The organism is Streptomyces sp. TAA486, from assembly GCF_000426165.1.
Window position 1 is genome coordinate 233,986 of record NZ_AUEV01000016.1, and the last position, 17,640, is coordinate 251,625.

Here is a 17,640-nt window from a genome sequence, read left to right on the forward strand (position 1 = left end):
CCGGGGCGTGCGAAGCGGGGTCGGTCACCCGTTGCACACCCGCCCGTACGCGGCGTCTACGGGCCGGGGGTCCAGGTGTGCACCGGCTCTCCCGTGCGTGCAAGCTCGCAGTAGCGCCGCGTGACCGCCGCGAGCGCCTTCTCCCGCTCGAGGCCGGATTCGACGGCACGGTGGTAGGCGTCCGTCTGCCACGACGCCCCGTTGACGCGGCGCCGGCAGCGTTCCTCGATGACACCCAGGCAACGGTCGCTGTCGGCGCTCTCGACGCCCCACGCCTCCAGCCCGGCGGCGGCGAGCGGAAGCAGTTCCTCCTGCACGAGCCGAGTCGCCGGCATCGTCACCAGACCGCCGGGACGGCCGTGGCGCGGCCAGGTCAGCTCCGCCTCGATGCCGTGCCGGCAGGCCGCGTCGAAGTTCGCGGAGGCGACGCCGAAGGGCAGCCGCGACCAGACGGGACGGGGCTCGTCGGCGAGGCTGCGCACCAGCCCGTAGTAGAGGGCGGTGTTGGCGAGCACGTCCGTGACCGTGGGGCCCGCGGGCAGCACCCGGTTCTCCACGCGCAGATGCGGCACGCCCTCGCTCACCGCGTACACGGGTCTGTTCCAGCGGTAGACCGTGCCGTTGTGCAGCACCAGCTCGGGCAGGCCCGGAGTGCTGCCTGCCCTCAGCACGCTGTGCGGATCCTCGTCGTCGCAGATGGGCAGCAGCGGTGGGAAGTAGCGCAGGTTCTCCTCGAAGAGGTCGAACGCCGAACCGATCCACCGCTCGCCGAACCAGGTGCGCGGCCGTACGCCCTGTGCCCTCAGCTCGTCCGTGCGGGTGTCGGTCGCCTGCAGGAAGACCGGGATGCGCGACTCCCGCCACAGCTCCCGGCCGAAGACGAAGGGCGAGTTGGCACCCATCGCGACCTGCACGGCGGACACCGCCTGGGAGGCGTTCCATACATCAGCGAAACGTTCCGGCGTCACCTGCAGATGGAGCTGCACCGAGGTGCACGCCGCCTCGGGCGCGATCGAGGCGGAGGTCCGGCTCAGCCGCTCGACGCCTTCGATGTCGAGGACGACCTCCTCGCCCCGCGCGGCCATGATTTGGTTGTTGAGCAGGGTGTAGCGGTCCACCGCGGTGAGGTTCGAGGAGACCAGGTCCTCGTCCGTGAGAGTGGGCAGGATGCCGATCATCACGATCCCGGCGCCCACCTCCTTGGCCTGCCGGTCCGCGTAGCCCAGACCGGTGCGCAGCTCCTCCGCGAGCTGGTCGAACACCCGCCCGGCCAGGCGGTGGGGCACGATGTTGACCTCGAGGTTGAACTGCCCCAGCTCCGACTGGAAGTCCTGGCTGCCGATGCGCTGCAGCACCTCCGCGTTCATCATGCGGGGCATCCCGTCGGCGTCCGCGAGATTGAGCTCGATCTCCAGGCCCATGAGGTTGCGGGGACGCTCGAACCGCTTCTCCTCCAGGAGAACCTCGAACGCCTCCAGGCACTCCTTCAGCTTCCGCCTGTACCGATGCCGAGCGGACAGGTCGAACCCGTCGGAGACGACCTTCTCACCCATCGGGGTGTCCCTCCTCGATACGGCCGCTTGGTGTCAGCCATGATGCCCGTCGAGCCTGCGGATAACGCCTCGACGATCTCCACGTACCCGCCTGCCGGGAACCTCTCACCTGCGCCGAACGGCATGTTCCGGAGGCATGCGGCAGTGGTCCAAGACCACGCGCACAGTCCTTGTGGGAAACGCAGACGGGATCCGGCCGACCACGTCGGTGCGATCCCGCCAGGCCACAGGGCCTCCCGCCGCGGCAGACGTGGTCAAGTGCCGTGCAATACCGACCGGATAGCGTCTTGAAACGAAAATGGTGCACCGTTAGCCGAAATGGTGATGTAACACCTTTCGTATAAGCTCCGGTACGGATCGAGACGCGGTATCACCGGACCGGCCGGTGCCCGCAGTCGACGGTCAAGCCGCCGCTTCGCGGCACCTCCCCACGCCGACAGTGCCGTCCGCGCCATGCCGAGCACCACGTGGCTCCTCAGTGAGAGGTGGCGATCCACCATGCCGCTCCACGTTCCTTCCGCCCCGGCTCCCGCAGCACGCAGCGTCCTCGCGGCCCTGCGCGCGCCGGCCACCGCCCACCGGGGACACGCACCTGTCGACGCCGACGATGCCAGGCCTGCGCTTGAGATCGAACTCCCACTGCCCGTACACGAGTTGGCCGACTTCGGCCCACCGAACGCGGCCCCCTACACGCGTCTGACCGGCTGGCGCTTCCTGCTGCGGGAGAAGGACTCCCCTGCCGGGTCCGCGGCGGTGGGGGCGGCGGAGACGCTGCTGACCTCCGACGGCTGGGCCTTCGCGTACTTCTGCGGCGGCCCGTACGTCGCCTCGTCCCAACGGGTCCTGCGACAGGCCGAGTCGCTCCCCGGACTCCACCAGCCGCGGCTGCTGTCCGTTCCCCGGCTCTACATGCTCACCCTCTGGCTGCACGGAAACGCCACGGCGGAGATCGACGAGGGTGCTCCGCAGCCGTCGGACCTGCTCATCCCCCTGGCGCCCGCTCCCCCTGGCATCGCGGCCCACGTTCCGCACCGCGCCGACGCGCTCCTGCCGCTGCTGACCAGACGTTCGGTTCCGGCAACTCCCCTGCTGAGAAGCGGCAGGTGAGTCTCGTGGGATACCGTACGCGGTGCCTGTTGCGGTGATCCAGGGCGGCTTCCCCGTTGCACGTATACGGCAAACCACCCGTAAGTGCGGATCAGTTGACGGTAACCACCCGCACGAGTGATGCGTCTCCCCTGGTTGAGGAGCGGTGACACGAAATCCCTGCGGAATCTCCTCCGCAGGGGAACACTGGGACCGGAACGAGGGGCGGCCATGGACATCGTGACCAGCCGCACGGACATCACGACACAACGGAAGACGACAGCGACAATGTGCCAGCACCAGCCACCTTGCCCGACAGCCGAGTCCGCCGACCGGGAGGCCGCACACCCTGTGGCCCACTTCCCGGAGCAGGGCTGGAGCCTGCTGTGCAATGGCGTCCTCCTCTTCGAGGACACGGGCGAGCTTCTCCCGGACGGCAAGATCATCGACCCGCACCGTCCGCTCGACAGCCGCAACATCGCCACCGCTGCCTGATCCCTCAGCAGCCACAGGCCAGGGCCGGCCCGGTGTGACACCGAACCGGCCCTGACACACGCGGTTTTCGTTCCTCGGCGCTTCCGACGCTCCCGCGCCCTCAGCCGTCGTACTCCTCCACCGGCGGGCAGGAGCACACCAGATTCCGGTCGCCGAAGGCGCCGTCGATACGCCGCACCGGCGGCCAGTACTTGTCGGAAGCGCTGACCCCGGCAGGGAAGACGGCCACCTCCCGCCCGTACGGGTGCTCCCAGTCCCCGCTCAACTGCCCCGCGGTGTGCGGCGCGTTGCGCAGCGGGTTGTCCTCGGCGGGCCACTCCCCCGATCCGACCTTGTCGATCTCAGCGCGGATCTCGATCATCGCCTCGCAGAAGCGGTCGAGCTCCGCCAGGTCCTCGCTCTCGGTGGGTTCCGTCATCAGCGTCCCCGGCACCGGGAACGACATGGTCGGAGCGTGGAAGCCGTAGTCGATCAGCCGCTTTGCCACGTCGTCGATGCTCACGCCGGTCTGCTTCGTCAGCGGCCGTACGTCGATGATGCACTCGTGCGCCACGAGCCCGTGCGGCCCCGTGTAGAGCACCGGGTAGTGCGGTTCGAGGCGCTTGGCGATGTAGTTGGCCCCGAGTACGGCAACCTGCGTGGCGCGGCGCAGCCCCTCGGCTCCCATCAGCCTCACGTACGCCCATGAGATCGGCAGGATTCCCGCCGAGCCCCAGGGCGAGCCGGAGATCGGACCGATGCCGCTCGCCGGTCCCGCGGCGGGCTGGAGCGGGTGGTTGGGCAGGTGCGGGGCCAGGTGCTCGCGCACACCGATCGGACCGACACCGGGCCCGCCGCCGCCGTGCGGGATGCAGAAGGTCTTGTGCAGGTTCAGATGGGAGACGTCGGCCCCGAACCTGCCGGGACGCGCGAGCCCCATCAGTGCGTTGAGGTTGGCACCGTCCACGTAGACCTGCCCGCCGGCGTCGTGCACGGCCGCGCAGATGTCGGTGATGTGCTCCTCGAAGACGCCGTGCGTGGAGGGGTAGGTGACCATCAGCACGGACAGCTCGTCGCCGTGCTGCTCGATCTTCGCGCGCAGGTCGGCGGTGTCCACGTCGCCGTCCTCGCTGGTCTTCACGACCACGACGCGCATGCCCGCCATGATCGCGCTCGCCGCGTTCGTGCCGTGTGCCGAGGAGGGGATCAGGCACACATTGCGCTGGTCGTCGCCGCGCGAGCGGTGGTACGCGCGCACGGCCAGCAGTCCTGCCAGCTCGCCCTGGGATCCGGCGTTGGGCTGCAGGGATACCTTGTCGTAGCCGGTGATCTCCGCGAGCTGGTCCTCGAGCTGATGGATGAGCGCCAGGTAGCCCTCCGCCTGCTCGGCCGGAGCGAAGGGGTGCAGACCGGCGAACTCGGGCCAGGTGACGGCCTCCATCTCGGTGGCGGCGTTGAGCTTCATGGTGCACGAGCCGAGCGGGATCATTCCGCGGTCCAGTGCGTAGTCCCGGTCCGCGAGCCTGCGCAGGTAGCGCAGCATCGCCGTCTCGGAGCGGTATTCGTGGAAGACCGGGTGGGTCAGATAGTCCTCGGTGCGCAGCAGCGCCTCGGGCAGCGCGTCCGCGGTAAGAGCGTCGTCCAGCTCGCCTGCGTCCGCTTCGACGCCGAACGCGGACCAGACTGCCTCCAGCTGGGCCCGGCCCGTGGTCTCGTCGCAGGCCATACCCACGTGGTCCGCGTCCGTCTCCCGCAGGTTCACGCCCGCCTCGCGCGCACGGGCCACGATCTCGGCCGCGCGTCCGGGGACCCGCGCCGTGACGGTGTCGAAGTAGCTGCCGTGCACGATCTCGACTCCGCCTCCGCGCAGCCCCTCAGCGAGCAGGGTGGCGTAGCGGTGGGTACGGCGGGCGATGTTGGCCAGGCCCTCCGGCCCGTGGTGCACCGCATACATCCCGGACATCACGGCAAGCAGCACCTGGGCGGTGCAGATGTTGCTGGTGGCCTTCTCCCGGCGGATGTGCTGCTCACGGGTCTGCAGGGCGAGGCGGTAGGCCTGGTGGCCGTCAGCGTCCTTGGAGACGCCGACGAGGCGACCGGGCAGGCTGCGGGCGTACTTGTCGCGCACCGACATGTAGCCGGCGTGCGGCCCGCCGAAGCCCATGGGCACGCCGAAGCGCTGGCTGGAGCCGACCGCGATGTCCGCGCCGAGCGACCCGGGCGAACTGAGCAGCGTGAGAGCGAGCAGGTCGGCTGCGACGGTCACGATCGCACCGATTCCGTGCGCCTGGTCGATGACGGCACGGTGGTCCCGCACGGCGCCGGAGGCTCCGGGGTACTGCAGGAGCAGCCCGAAGACGCCGCGCTCGGCCACATCGGCCGGGATCCCGTCGCTCAGGTCGGCGACGACGACCTCGACGCCGGTCGGTTCCGCCCGGGTCCGGATGACGGCGATCGTCTGCGGCAGGCAGTCGGCATCCACGAGGAAGACGCCCTGCTTGACCTTGCCGACCCGGCGGGAGAGCGCCATGGCCTCGGCGGCCGCAGTGGGCTCGTCGAGGAGCGAGGCACCCGAGGTCGGCAGGCCCGTCAGGTCGGCCACCATGGTCTGGAAGTTGAGCAGGGCCTCGAGGCGGCCCTGCGAGATCTCCGGCTGGTAGGGCGTGTACGCGGTGTACCAGGCGGGGTTCTCCATGACGTTGCGCAGGACGACCGAGGGGGTGAAGGTCCCGTAGTAGCCGAGGCCGATCATCGACGGAAGCACCTGGTTGCGGGCCGCGAACTCCCGCAGCTCCGCGATCACTTCGGCCTCGGTACGGCCGGGAGGCAGGTTCAGGGCCTCTTTGCTCTTGATCACGTCGGGGACGGCGGCGGCGGTCAGCTCGTCGAGTGAGCCGTAACCGACCTGGGCGAGCATCTTCGCCTGGGCACCAGCGGCTGGGCCGATGTGCCGCCGTTCGAAAGGAGTTCCGCGTTCCAGATCGGCGAGAGGGATGCGGTTGGCAGTCATCTGCGGGGGCCTCCTGGTCACTGTGACCTACGGGGACACCACGGCGCTGGTGCCCGGACGGCCTCCCCCTCTGTCATCTCAACCTGAGAGTTTCACCGGTCCGCCCCGGCTGAGCGGAGACCCGGCTTTCACCGTCGGTGAGGAGGAGCCCAGGCACTGCTCGGCCCGCCCTGCTTTCCAGAGTGACCTCACCCGCGCGGTACGTGAGCCTGAGAGATTCCGGGGAGGAGTTGCTCCTTCGGCGCCCCCGGCTGATGCCGGAGGACTCTCCCGCTCGGGGTCCACAGCCACTTCGAGCCTACCAGCGCTTCCTCCCTCAGGACCCGGGTGCACTCGGGTGGCCAACCGCTGAAATGTGCCTTTGGGTGGTAATACGGCTTGTACGACCGGCTCCCGGCGTCCTCGGCGCCCCCGCAGCACGCTGTTGCGCGGCAGTACGGCAAGGCCGAGGAGGGGGTTCGCCAGATCACCAGACCCCAGGGCCGGCCTCGTCCCGTGACGCACCCGGTGCCCCTGAACCACGACTTGGAGGGACCGTGCAGAACGACATCGATCCACGGAGCCTTATCGGGCGCAGAGCACTCGACAGCAGCGGCTGCAAGATCGGAACGGTCGGCGAGGTGTACCTCGACGACGCGACGGGCGAGCCGGAGTGGGCGGCCGTGCGCACGGGCTTCTTCCGGCGCGAGACCCTCGTACCGCTGGAGCCGAGCGAACTGGTCGGCGGCATCCTCCACGTCCCTTTCGAGAGGGCGCTGGTTCGCAGCACACCTGTGCTCGGCGTGGGCAGACACCTCTCCCCCCGCCAGGAGCTCCAGCTGTATCTCCATTACGGGCTGGACGTGCCGCCCCCGGCCGAGTCCGTCGGCCCGGAGCCCTCCTCACCGGCGTCGACGTCCTCCTCGCCCCCGCCGGACAGGGACTTCGGACGGATAGCCGGGACCGAAAGCTGAGACGGTTCCCCCGAACGGCCCAACCCATCCGTCCGCTTCCGCCGCGCCATCGCCGCGAGCGGCGGCGGTTCGGCCGGCTCCAGAGCAGGATCGTCGACGGAGTAGGTCCGCACTCGGCCGGGCGCGGACCCAGGATCCTCGAACCTCACGGTGACCCGGCCGAGGCCGCTGCCCTGCACCCAGCCATGACCGCGATCCGCATGCGTGACGTCCCGGCCCGGCACCCAGCGCCGGTCGGCCGGCACCTCCGGCTCCTCCGGCACGGCCGTCGGTCCCTGCGCCTCCCCCGGGCGGCCGGCTGTCGCGGCTTCCGCTGCTGCCGCGGCGTCCGCGTCGGCCTGTGCCTGTGCGAACAGGTCCTCCTGAGTGAAGTCGGCCAGACCGCTGACGCCGACACCCAGCAGGCGCACCCCGGCGGTGGTGTCCACCGTGTCGAGGAGCCTGGCCGCGGCCTCGCGGACCACGCCCGTGTCGTCGGTGGGTCCGCGCAGCGTCTCCGAGCGCGTCAGGGTCGAGAAGTCGTAGCTGCGAACCTTGATCACAACCGTGCGTCCGGACCTCCCGGCCGCACGCAGCCGCTCCGCGCAGCGTTCGGCGAGGCGCGCGAGGTGGGCCTGTACGAGCGCCCTGTCGGTGAGGTCGACGTCGAAGGTGTCCTCCACCGACACCGATTTCGCGTCGCGCTCCGCGATCACCGGCCGGTCGTCCCAGCCGTTCGCCATCGCATAGAGCGAAGTGCCGTGCGCCCTGCCCAGAAGTCTCAGCAGCTCCGCCTCCCCTGCCTCCGCCGTGTCCCCGACCGTGGTGATACCGGCACGGCGCAGCACCTCCGCCGTGGCCGGACCCACACCGGGCAGGGTGCGTACGGGCATCGGACCGAGCAGCTCCCGTTCCGTGCCCGGCTCGATGACGACGAGCCCGTCGGGCTTGGCCTGCTCCGAGCCGATCTGGGCGAGCATCTTCGAGCCGGCCAGTCCCACGGAGCCGCTGAGCCCCGTCATCTCGCTGATCGTCTGCCGCAGCCGCTCACCGACCGCTCGTACGGCCGGGGACGCCGAGCCCTCGGTGAGCGCCTCGCCGGCCTCCAGGTCGACGAAGGCCTCGTCGAGGCTGAGGGGCTCCACGAGCGGCGACAGCCCGCCGAGGATCTCCATGACGGCCTCGCTGACGTCCCGGTAGAGGCTGAAGCGAGGCGCGAGATAGGCGGCATTCGGGCACAGACGGCGGGCCTGCCCCATGGGCATGGCCGAATGGACGCCGAAGATCCGCGCCTCGTAGGAGGCCGTGGCGACGACTCCGCGCGGCCCGAGCCCGCCGACGACCACGGGCTTTCCGCGGAGGCTGGGCTTGGATGCCTGCTCGACGGCAGCGTAGAAGGCGTCCATGTCCAGATGGAGGATCGTCGGAGCGCTTCTCACATTGGTCGATGGTGCCGCATGGGACCGACAGTCAGCCTGCGCGGTTGCGCCGCCGTGCCAGTTCGTCCCCGGGGTGGTCACCGACGATGGTCTCGCCGGTGTCGACGTGTTCGCCGTGCAGCTGCGCCAGGGCTCCCTCGACGTCCTTCCACACCACGCCGACGGCAATCCCGAACACGCCTTGCCCGCCCTGCAGCAGGTCGACCACTTCGTCGGGCGAGGAGCACTCGTAGACGGTGGCTCCGTCGCTCATCAGCGTCATCTGGGTCAGGTCGGTACGGCCGCGGGTGCGCAGATGCTGGACGGCGGTGCGGATGTTCTGCAGCGAGACGCCGGTGTCCAGCAGCCGCTTGACGATCTTGAGTACCACGATGTCGCGGAAGCTGTAGAGCCGCTGGCTTCCGGATCCGTAGGCGGGACGGATGCTCGGCTCCACGAGCCCTGTGCGCGCCCAGTAGTCGAGCTGGCGGTAGGTGATCCCTGCGGCCGAGCACGCGGTGGGGCCGCGGTATCCGATGAGTTCCGGCGATTCCTCCGTGGATCTCTCCCCCTGCAGCGGGCCCGCCGAGCCCCCGCGAGGAGGGGCGTCGCCCGCCGCCATACCGTCGCCGGTATCTCTCACGCCGACCTCCGTCCTCCGCATCCCGGGGCATGACCGGGACCTGCCTCACCGAAGGTAGGCAGTCACCCGTGGTGCGTCAACGATCGCCACACTCGGCACGCCGGGTGAAAATGCCCCAAGGTGTGGTTTCCCGTAACCGCAAGCAGGGAAGACGTGACGGTTTGCGGTCGCCGGGGCCCGTCATGGGCCGCACGCGGCGACGGGATCACTGGCTGCTGGTGCCGAAGTCCTCGGGCGAGATCTGGTCGAGGAACTCGCGGAACTTCTCCACCTCGTCCTCCTGCTCGTCCGGGATGGCGATGCCCGCGTCGTCCAGCACACCCTCGCTGCCGTAGATCGGCGTACCGGTGCGCAGAGCCAGCGCTATGGCGTCGGACGGCCGCGCGCTGACCTCGACCCCGCTGGCGAAGACCAGCTCGGCGTAGAAAACGCCTTCTCTCAGGTCCGTGATGCGGACAGCGGTGAGCTCCTGGCCCACAGCCTCCAGGACGTCCTTGAACAGATCATGGGTGAGCGGGCGCGCAGGCGTCATGCCCTGCTGCGCGAAGGCGATCGCGGTCGCCTCCCCAGGGCCGATCCAGATGGGGAGGTACCGGTCGCCACCCACTTCACGCAGCAGCACGATCGGTTGGTTGGAGGGCATTTCGACCCGGACACCCACAACGTCGAGCTCGTTCACACAGCAACCCTAGGCCGTGCCCCGCCTGTTTGGGTAGTCGGGACCCGCCCTCAGCTGTCGTGTGAACCTACTCACCCGGGCGGCCGCCCGAGTCGGGGCCCTCAGCGGGCCGTACGTACAGCGCCGCCTGCACAAAGACCTCGTAAAGCCGTGCGGACAAGTCCGCCAGCCGGGCACCCATCGGCACGGCGCTGCCGCCGGTACGGGCATCAGCATGGCGATCCGGCGGCGCTACGGCGCTCTCAAGCAGGCCCGCCTGATGCTCGGCGGCGGCCTTCATCGCGTGCAGCTGCCGTGGCGGGATTCCGTGGCGGCCGAGCTCGGAGACGATGCGGGCGACGGCCACGGCGGCCTCGTCGTAGGAGCCGTCCGGGTACGGGGAGAGAAGGCCGTGTGACTCCCATTCCGCGAGCTCGGGCTCCGTCACGCAGGCGGCAGCCAGCAGCTGCTCCGGGCCGATTCGGGCCGCGGGATCGGAAGGCCCCTCACGCCATGTGCCCTGGCTGCTCCGCTGGGGTGCCCTCGTCGGCGGCAACGGGCACTCGTCCCCGGAGACGGAACCCAGGCGTTCCTTGATCACCCTCAGAGGGAGGTAGTGATCACGCTGCATCCGAAGGACGTCCCGGAGCCGCTCCACGTCCACGCCGCTGAACCAGCGGTGGCCCGACGGAGACCGGCGCGGCGCCACGAGGCCCTGCGTCTCCAGAAATCGGATCTTGGAAACCGTGACCTCGGGGAACTCCTCGCGGAGCACACGCAGTACGCCTCCGATGCCCAGCGGCCCGCTGTCCGCCTCCGCGGTGGCACCGTCGCCGGCGCCACCGGGCGGTGTGTGCTCCATGCCCTGCCGGAAGGTCAGACCGTGCGCTTGCTCGCGAAGAAGACCAGCCGGAACTTGCCGATCTGAACCTCGTCACCGTTCGCCAGCGGTACGCCGGCCTCGATGCGCTCCCGGTTGACGTAGGTGCCGTTGAGGCTGCCGACGTCGGAGACGGTGAAGACACCGTCCTGTCCGCGCCGGAACTCCACGTGACGCCTCGAGACGGTCACGTCGTCCAGGAAGATGTCGCTCTCGGGGTGACGGCCCGCGGTGGTCAAGTCGCCGTCCAGCAGGAAGCGGCTGCCCGAGTTGGGGCCTCGGCGGACCACCATGAGGGCGGAGCCCAGGGGCAGGGCGTCGACCGCGGCCTGAGCCTCGGGGGACAGCGGCGGGGTCTGCTGCTGCCCGGTGACCTCTGCCTCGTACGCCTCCAGCCCGGAGATCGAGATCGTGGAGGTCGTCTCGGAGGAACCCTCGGCCACGGGAGCACCACCCCGGAGCGGTGCCCCGCAGTTGGAACAGAACCGGCTCGCCTCGGCGACCTGGGTCCCGCACCTGCTACACACCGGCACGGCAGATCCTCCACCTGTACTTGAGGTTGATGGTGCACCGGAACCTATGCGGCCCGACGCTGCGGGGTCAACCGAATCCCCGCCCTGACCACCCGCATGGCCACCGCCGGCAGGGGTGATCTCGTCGCGGAACAGCGGGCGTCCCGCGCCCTCGCCGTCGTGGGCCGCCACGGAATCGTGATGCCGGGCGGTCCGGCGCCGCGCGGCGTCAGCGCCGTGCTCCTGGCGGCTCTTGCCGAACAACCTTGCAAAAAAACTCACGGGCGATTCCCCTCGCACGAAACAGACCCGCCCGTGGGGCAGGACAGACCCTCGATGCTCTCACTCCGCCGATATGACGCCCAGACAACGTCCCTGGCCTTCGGACAGTTTCCCTCACGCGATGGTCACCGGGTCCGCCGACCCCCCGCAAGACTCCGCCGTGACCTCACTGCCCGGATGACCGAGCGTAATCAGGCCGCTTCGCAGAGCGCAAGGCGTTGACGACGATCTTCTCGGAGGGCGTGACGGAAGCGTCTGCCTGCTCCTTGCGGAGCGTCTGTACGACTCCGCCTGGGATGTTGAGCGCGGGTTCCAGGTCCTTGGGCTTGCCGATCACCTGAAAGCGGTACGGCGGACTGATCTTGTGACCGTCCACACGCACCCCTCCCGAACTGTCCGAGAAGTACGTATTCGCAACCACCCGTACGTTGTTGACCTCGATCGCCTCGGCACCGGCGGCACGGAGCTCCTGAACGGCGTCCAGGAGCATGTCCGCCTCGACGGACCCGCCGGGGTCGGTCACGGTCAGCTCGATGCCGGGGCCCCGGGCGCCCACCGTACCTGCGAGCACGCCGAGTTGGCGTGCCTTCTGACGTGTCTGCTTCCGTGCCTCCTCGGCCTGGTCCGAGCTGTTCTCCAACTCGGTACGCTGGCCCTCCAGGCTCTGCTTCTCGTCCTCAAGACGCTTGCTGCGGTCGTCCAGTTCGTCGAGGATGCGCACCAGGTCTTCCTGGCGTGCGCCACGCAGCGAACTGTTCTCACTCGTGGAACGGACCTGGATCGCGAGGCCCAGGCCGAGCACGAACAGCAGCAGGGCGACGATGAGTTGGGCCCGAGTCACGCGCGGCGGCCAGACCGCCTGGGCCAGCCGCTGCCGGCCTGTGCGCCCTGATTCTCCGTCCGCCTCCGGCTCGGTCTCCGCGGATTCGGAAGACGCGGCCTGCTTCTCGCGTGCCGGTCCCCCCGCGCCGCTCTCCCCGGAGTTCTGCCGCTCACCGTGGGCGGTACGCGCGGCGTCGTCCGAACTGCGCTCCGCCTCATGCGAGTTGGATGTCTCCCGGCCATTCCGCTGCCAAGGTTCCTCGTCGGGCCTACCGCCTGACCGATCCGGCCTGCCGCGCCCAGGGCCCCGCACATCGTCCGACGCGCTGTCCTTGCCCTCCGGCCGCTCGGCCCGTGCCGGACCGCGATCCGTTCCGCGGTCCTCTGCCCGCTTCTCCGGCGGCAGTTCGCCCGGATTCGTGTTGCGGTCTCCGTCACTCATCCGACTCACGCCCTGAACACGTGCCGGCGGATCGCGGCCGCGTTGGAGAAGATGCGGATTCCGAGCACGACGACGACGCCGGTGGACAGTTGGGCCCCGACTCCGAGTTTGTCGCCGAGAAAGACGATCAGCGCCGCGACCACGACGTTCGACAGGAACGACACGACGAACACCTTGTCGTCGAAGATCCCGTCGAGCATGGCCCTCAGCCCGCCGAAGACCGCGTCCAGCGCCGCGACAACGGCGATCGGGAGATAGGGCTCGACGATCGTCGGGACGACCGGCCGGACCACAAGTCCGGCCACGACCCCCACGATGAGGCCCAGTACGGCGATCACTATCTGCTGCCCTCTCCTGTCTGCACCGGCTTTGCCGCTCGGACGATCAGACTCGGCGCGGCCGGAAGCCGCACGTCGTCGTGGGTGCTGATGCCGGTGCGCACACCGTAGTTCTCCTGCAGCACCTGCAGGTACTGCCCGTCGGCACTGTCCTGGAACGTCGTGCTCAACTCCTTGCCCGGCCCCACCGCGAGCAGTGTGTACGGAGGCACGAGCGGCTTGTTGTCCACGAGGATCGCGTCACCCGCGGCCCTGATGGCCGAAAGCGACGTCAGGCGCTGGCCGTTGACCGACACGGCCTCCGCCCCGGACTCCCAGAGCCCGTTGACCACGCGCTGCAGATCCCGGTCACGCACCCGCCCGTTGTCCGAGAACCCACTGCTCTGCCGGGGGCCACCGGAGTCGCTGTCCTGGGTGTCCTTGGCGTCGTCGACGACCAGCTTGATGCCGGGCCCATGCACAGGGAGCGCGCCCGAGAGCAGCCCGGCGACCTCCGCCTCGTTGCCCCCGTGCTTCTCCAGCGCCCTGCGCTGCCGGGCCTCGACGTCCTTGCGCAGGCGGTCGACGCTGTGCTCCAGGGCGTCGGCGCGGCGGTCGCCGTCGTCGATGCGGGTGATCAGTTCCTGCCGCTCCTTGGCGAGTTCGGGTGCGGACACCCGCGCCTGCGCGGCGCCGACGGTGACCACCAGCGCGACGAGAACCAGTCCGGCGGCGAGCCCTATCTTGGCTCGTACGGTCCGCGGCATGCCGGACCGGCCCTCAACTCCACGACGGGCAGCGGCCTGGGCATAGCCGTCGTCGAGGCTGTTGTACATCGCATTGTTCAGCAGCGACATGGAGGCGTCGGGCCGCGCAGGCCGCGATGCGGTACTCCGTTCAGGGGGCTGCTGCGACATGACGCACATCGTCGCACGGCAAGGTCACCGCCACCGAATGGCCCCACCTGTTTCAGGGTCAGCGGCCGGCGCTGTCGACCACCGCGGACCAATCGTCCAGCAATGCCTGTGCGGAGGCGTCGTCGGGCCCTTCGGCCCACAGATGAGTCACGGCTTCCGCCGGGTCCGGCAGCACCATCACCCACCGGCCGTCGGGCTCGACGATGCGGATGCCGTCGGTTGTGTCCACGGAGCGGTCGCCCGCGGCCTCGATGACGGTCCGCATGACGAGTCCCTTCACCGCCCAGGGCGTCGCGAGATCACGCTTGAGCACATGCGCACGCGGGATGCGTGCGTCGATCTGGCTGAGCGTGAGCTGTGCGCGGGCGACGAGGCCGATGAGGCGCACGAAGGCGGCCGATCCGTCGAATACGGAACTGAACTCCGGGATGATGTAGCCGCCCCGGCCGTCTCCTCCGAAGACCGTCGTGTCGTCGCGGCCGACTCGGGTCAGGTCGTCGGGCGACGTCGTCGTCCACTCCACCTGCGTGCCGTGGTAGGCCGCCACCTGTTCGGCGATGCGGGTCGTGGTCACCGGCAGGGCGACCTTGCCGCTGCGCCTCTCTGCCGCAATCAGGTCGAGCATCACCAGCAGTGCCCTGTCGTCCTCGATGATCCGGCCCCGCTCGTCGACAAGGGACAGGCGGTCGCCGACGGGGTCGAAGCGGATCCCGAAGGCGGCGCGGGCGGACGCGACGATCTCACCGAGCCGGACGAGACCCGAGCGGCGCTCGTCGGCGGTTTCGGTGGGGCGTGACTCGTCCAGGCCGGGGTTGATCGTCAGCGAGTCCACACCGAGTCGCCCCAGCAGGCTCGGCAGGACGAGCCCCGCGCTCCCGTTGGAGGCGTCCACCACGACCTTGAGCCCGGAGTCCTCCACGCCCGTGGTGTCGACGGACCGCAGCATCGCGCCCGTGTAGGAGTCGTACACACTCGACGGGAAGCGCAGATCACCGATCTCGCCGGGGAACGCACGCCTGTACTCCTGCCGCGCGAAGACCCTGTCGAGCTTGCGCTGCGCCGCCTGCGACAGGTCCGCTCCGCGCTCGTCGAAGAACATGATGTCGACGTTGTCCGGGACTCCCGGCGTCGTACGGATCATGATGCCGCCGGCGCTGCCACGTGCCGTCTGCTGACGGGCGACGGGCAACGGCACGTTCTCCAGATCCCGCACGTCGATCGCGCTGGTCTGCAGTGCGGAGATCATGGCCCGCTTGAGCGCACGCGCACCTCGGGAGTGATCGCGCGCGGTGGTGACGGTGGATCCCTTCTTCAACGTGGTCGCGTAGGCACCGGCCAGCCGTACGGCGAGTTCCGGAGTGATCTCGACGTTCACGATGCCCGACACACCACGTGCTCCGAAGAGATGCGCCTGGCCTCGCGACTCCCAGATGACGGACGTGTTGACGAACGCGCCCGCCTCCACCGTCTTGAAGGGGTACACCCGGACGTTGCCCTGGACGATGGATTCCTCGCCGATGAGGCACTCGTCCCCGATGACGGCGCCATCCTCGATGCGGGCGGCCCGCATGATGTCGGTGTTCTTCCCGACGACGCAGCCCCGCAGGTTGGCCTGCGGTCCGATGTAGACGTTCTGGTCCACGACGGCACGGTGCAGGAAGGCGCCGCTCTTGACGACGACGTTGGACCCGATGACCGAGTGCTCGCGGAGTTCGGCGCCCGCCTCGACCTTCGCGTAGTCGCCGATATAGAGGGGACCGCGGAGAACCGCGTCGGGGTGCACTTCCGCACCCTCGGCCACCCAGACACCGGGTGAGATCTCGAAGCCGTCGATCTCGACGTCGACCTTGCCCTCGAGCACGTCGGCCTGTGCCTTCACATAGCTCTCGTGTGTGCCGACGTCCTCCCAGTACCCCTCGGCGACGAAGCCGTAGATCGGCTTGCCTTCCTTCATCAGCTGCGGGAAGACGTCGCCGGACCAGTCGACCGACACATCCGGGTCCACGTAGTCGAAGACCTCGGGCTCCATGACGTAGATGCCGGTGTTGACGGTGTCCGAGAAGACCTGCCCCCAGGTGGGCTTCTCCAGGAAGCGCTCCACCCTGCCGTCGTCGTTCACGATGGTGATGCCGAACTCAAGAGGATTGGGAACACGCGTGAGGCAGACGGTGACAAGTGCGCCCTGCCGCTTGTGGTAGTCGATGAGTTCGGTCAGATCGAAGTCGGTGAGCGCGTCGCCGGAGATGACGAGGAACGAGTCGTCCTTGAGGGCCTCTTCCGCATTCTTCACGCTGCCCGCGGTACCGAGGGGCTTCTCCTCGTTGGCATAGCTCAGCTCCATGCCGAGCTCCTCGCCGTCCCCGAAGTAATTCCTGACGAGGGAGGCCAGGAATTGCACGGTCACTACGGTCTCGGTGAGCCCATGGCGCTTCAGCAACCGCAGTACGTGCTCCATGATGGGGCGATTGGCCACGGGCAGCAGCGGCTTGGGCATGCTCGCGGTCATGGGGCGAAGGCGGGTGCCTTCACCGCCGGCCATAACGACGGCCTTCATATCGGAAGCGTCCTCCTCGGTAAGACGACGGTCATACCGACTTCCCCGATCGGGGAAGGCCCACACATTCGCCCGGCACGATCCAGCCGCCCGCGACCTCGGAAAAACCTCAGGCGGCCGCCGTTCCGGCATGGATCAGACGACGCACTTGAACCACATACAGGATCCCGGCCCACCAGTAGAGCGCTGTTCCCCAGCCGGCGAAGGCCCATCCGAAAACCAGCGCCAGTGATGCGATCCAGCCGGTGCCGTCGCTGAGAAGCAGCAGAGGAAAGGCGTACATCAAGTTGAACGTCGCAGCTTTCCCGAGGAAGTTCACCTGGGGAGGCGCATAGCCGTGCCGGTCGAGCACCCACACCATCACCAACAGCAGGAGTTCACGTGCCAGGAGCGTCGCGGTCAGCCAGAGCGGCAGGATCTCGCGCCAGGTGAGCCCCAGTAGGGTCGAGAGGATGTACAGCCTGTCGGCTGCGGGGTCCAGAAGCCTCCCCAGGTTGCTCACCTGGTTCCAGCGGCGGGCGAGCTTCCCGTCGAGGTAGTCGCTGATCCCACTCAGCGCGAGGACGAGCAACGCCCAGCCGTCGCAGTTCGGCCCGCCGAAGACAGGCCAGAGGATCAGCCACAGGAAGACCGGCACGCCGACCAGGCGAGCCATGCTGAGGATGTTCGGGATGGTGAAGACCCGGCCCTCCTCGGACTTCCTGTCCTGGACCTCCACCGGGAGCCTCCTGTGAACTCTCGCACCGACGATGCACCCAGACACTACCGGCAGGCTCAGGCCCCGGATACAGGGCCCCCACACATACGCAGAGAAGCCCCGTTGGTGTGTGTGGGTGTTGTTCCCACCCCTCCAACGGGGCTTCTCCTACAAGTAGTTCGGCGGTGACCTACTCTCCCACACGCTCCCGCATGCAGTACCATCGGCGCAGTAAGGCTTAGCTTCCGGGTTCGGAAAGTAACCGGGCGTTTCCCTCACGCTATGACCACCGAAACACACCCCGGAAACCGGAACCGGTCCGGGGAAATCTTTATGTGTATCAGCGATGAACGCTGTTCAGTTGTATCCGCACAACGGTTGTTGTTTCAGATACCGCACAGTGGACGCGAGCAAAAAGAATCTGTGGTCAAGCCCTCGGCTTA

General features: G+C 68.8%; 14 protein-coding genes, 1 rRNA gene, 1 pseudogene and 1 riboswitch. Of the genes and pseudogenes, 3 read left to right on the top strand and 13 right to left on the bottom strand.

What is annotated here, in order from left to right; all coding sequences use genetic code 11:
* Positions 1–56 precede the first annotated feature (56 nt).
* The gene (locus tag I004_RS0122445) at positions 57–1,553 is read right to left on the bottom strand and encodes a glutamate-cysteine ligase family protein (protein WP_028437358.1); all 1,497 of its coding nucleotides are present in this window, start codon (positions 1,551–1,553) and stop codon (positions 57–59) included.
* Between the two features lie 498 nt (positions 1,554–2,051).
* Here I004_RS0122445 and I004_RS0122450 point away from each other — a divergent pair, with 498 nt between their 5' ends.
* Positions 2,052–2,660 carry a hypothetical protein gene (locus I004_RS0122450; RefSeq protein WP_028437359.1) on the top strand — a complete coding sequence of 203 codons (609 nt, stop codon included), beginning with the start codon at positions 2,052–2,054 and terminating at the stop codon, positions 2,658–2,660.
* A 267-nt stretch (positions 2,661–2,927) separates the two neighbouring features.
* Complete coding sequence (locus I004_RS0122455; protein ID WP_028437360.1) at positions 2,928–3,134, top strand: DUF5999 family protein; 207 nt, start codon at positions 2,928–2,930, stop codon at positions 3,132–3,134.
* 100 nt (positions 3,135–3,234) lie between these two features.
* Here I004_RS0122455 and gcvP read toward each other — a convergent pair whose 3' ends face one another.
* A complete protein-coding gene (gene gcvP, locus I004_RS0122460; RefSeq protein ID WP_028437361.1) occupies positions 3,235–6,123 on the bottom strand; it encodes an aminomethyl-transferring glycine dehydrogenase in 2,889 nt (962 codons plus the stop codon).
* A gap of 187 nt (positions 6,124–6,310) precedes the next feature.
* A riboswitch (glycine riboswitch) is annotated at positions 6,311–6,406 on the bottom strand.
* Between the two features lie 253 nt (positions 6,407–6,659).
* Between gcvP and I004_RS40445 the strand changes: the two genes are divergently transcribed.
* Positions 6,660–7,076: a PRC-barrel domain-containing protein gene (locus I004_RS40445; protein ID WP_028437362.1), complete on the top strand. Its 417-nt coding sequence runs from the start codon at positions 6,660–6,662 to the stop codon at positions 7,074–7,076.
* A 104-nt stretch (positions 7,077–7,180) separates the two neighbouring features.
* On the opposite strand, the pseudogene I004_RS35420 reads toward I004_RS40445, so the two are convergent.
* The 11 genes and pseudogenes from I004_RS35420 to rrf all read right to left on the bottom strand — a co-directional run.
* Positions 7,181–8,461, bottom strand: a pseudogene (locus tag I004_RS35420) (DNA polymerase IV); the annotation flags it as partial.
* 64 nt (positions 8,462–8,525) lie between these two features.
* Positions 8,526–9,137 (bottom strand): MerR family transcriptional regulator, encoded by a 612-nt coding sequence (locus tag I004_RS0122475; protein ID WP_028437363.1) that lies wholly within the window; start codon positions 9,135–9,137, stop codon positions 8,526–8,528.
* A 184-nt stretch (positions 9,138–9,321) separates the two neighbouring features.
* Positions 9,322–9,795 carry a bifunctional nuclease family protein gene (locus I004_RS0122480; RefSeq protein ID WP_028437364.1) on the bottom strand — a complete coding sequence of 158 codons (474 nt, stop codon included), beginning with the start codon at positions 9,793–9,795 and terminating at the stop codon, positions 9,322–9,324.
* A gap of 67 nt (positions 9,796–9,862) precedes the next feature.
* Positions 9,863–10,636 carry a transcriptional regulator FtsR gene (gene ftsR / locus I004_RS35425; protein ID WP_051345314.1) on the bottom strand — a complete coding sequence of 258 codons (774 nt, stop codon included), beginning with the start codon at positions 10,634–10,636 and terminating at the stop codon, positions 9,863–9,865.
* Between the two features lie 14 nt (positions 10,637–10,650).
* Positions 10,651–11,490, bottom strand: coding sequence for an FHA domain-containing protein (locus I004_RS38370; RefSeq protein ID WP_078511624.1), 840 nt, complete (start codon positions 11,488–11,490; stop codon positions 10,651–10,653).
* Between the two features lie 124 nt (positions 11,491–11,614).
* Positions 11,615–12,583, bottom strand: coding sequence for a DUF881 domain-containing protein (locus I004_RS35430; protein WP_486580175.1), 969 nt, complete (start codon positions 12,581–12,583; stop codon positions 11,615–11,617).
* 134 nt (positions 12,584–12,717) lie between these two features.
* Positions 12,718–13,050 (bottom strand): small basic family protein, encoded by a 333-nt coding sequence (locus I004_RS0122500; RefSeq protein ID WP_028437366.1) that lies wholly within the window; start codon positions 13,048–13,050, stop codon positions 12,718–12,720.
* A complete protein-coding gene (locus tag I004_RS0122505; RefSeq protein ID WP_028437367.1) occupies positions 13,050–13,946 on the bottom strand; it encodes a DUF881 domain-containing protein in 897 nt (298 codons plus the stop codon). The genes I004_RS0122500 and I004_RS0122505 overlap by 1 nt, the downstream gene beginning before the upstream one ends.
* Before the next feature lie 58 nt (positions 13,947–14,004).
* Positions 14,005–16,500, bottom strand: a complete 2,496-nt coding sequence (locus I004_RS0122510; protein ID WP_028437368.1) for a mannose-1-phosphate guanyltransferase — start codon at positions 16,498–16,500, stop codon at positions 14,005–14,007.
* Positions 16,501–16,609: 109 nt separating this feature from the next.
* Positions 16,610–17,218 (bottom strand): cardiolipin synthase ClsA, encoded by a 609-nt coding sequence (gene clsA, locus I004_RS0122515; protein ID WP_028437369.1) that lies wholly within the window; start codon positions 17,216–17,218, stop codon positions 16,610–16,612.
* Between the two features lie 156 nt (positions 17,219–17,374).
* Positions 17,375–17,491: ribosomal RNA gene (rrf, locus tag I004_RS0122520) — 5S ribosomal RNA — on the bottom strand.
* Positions 17,492–17,640: the final 149 nt, after the last annotated feature.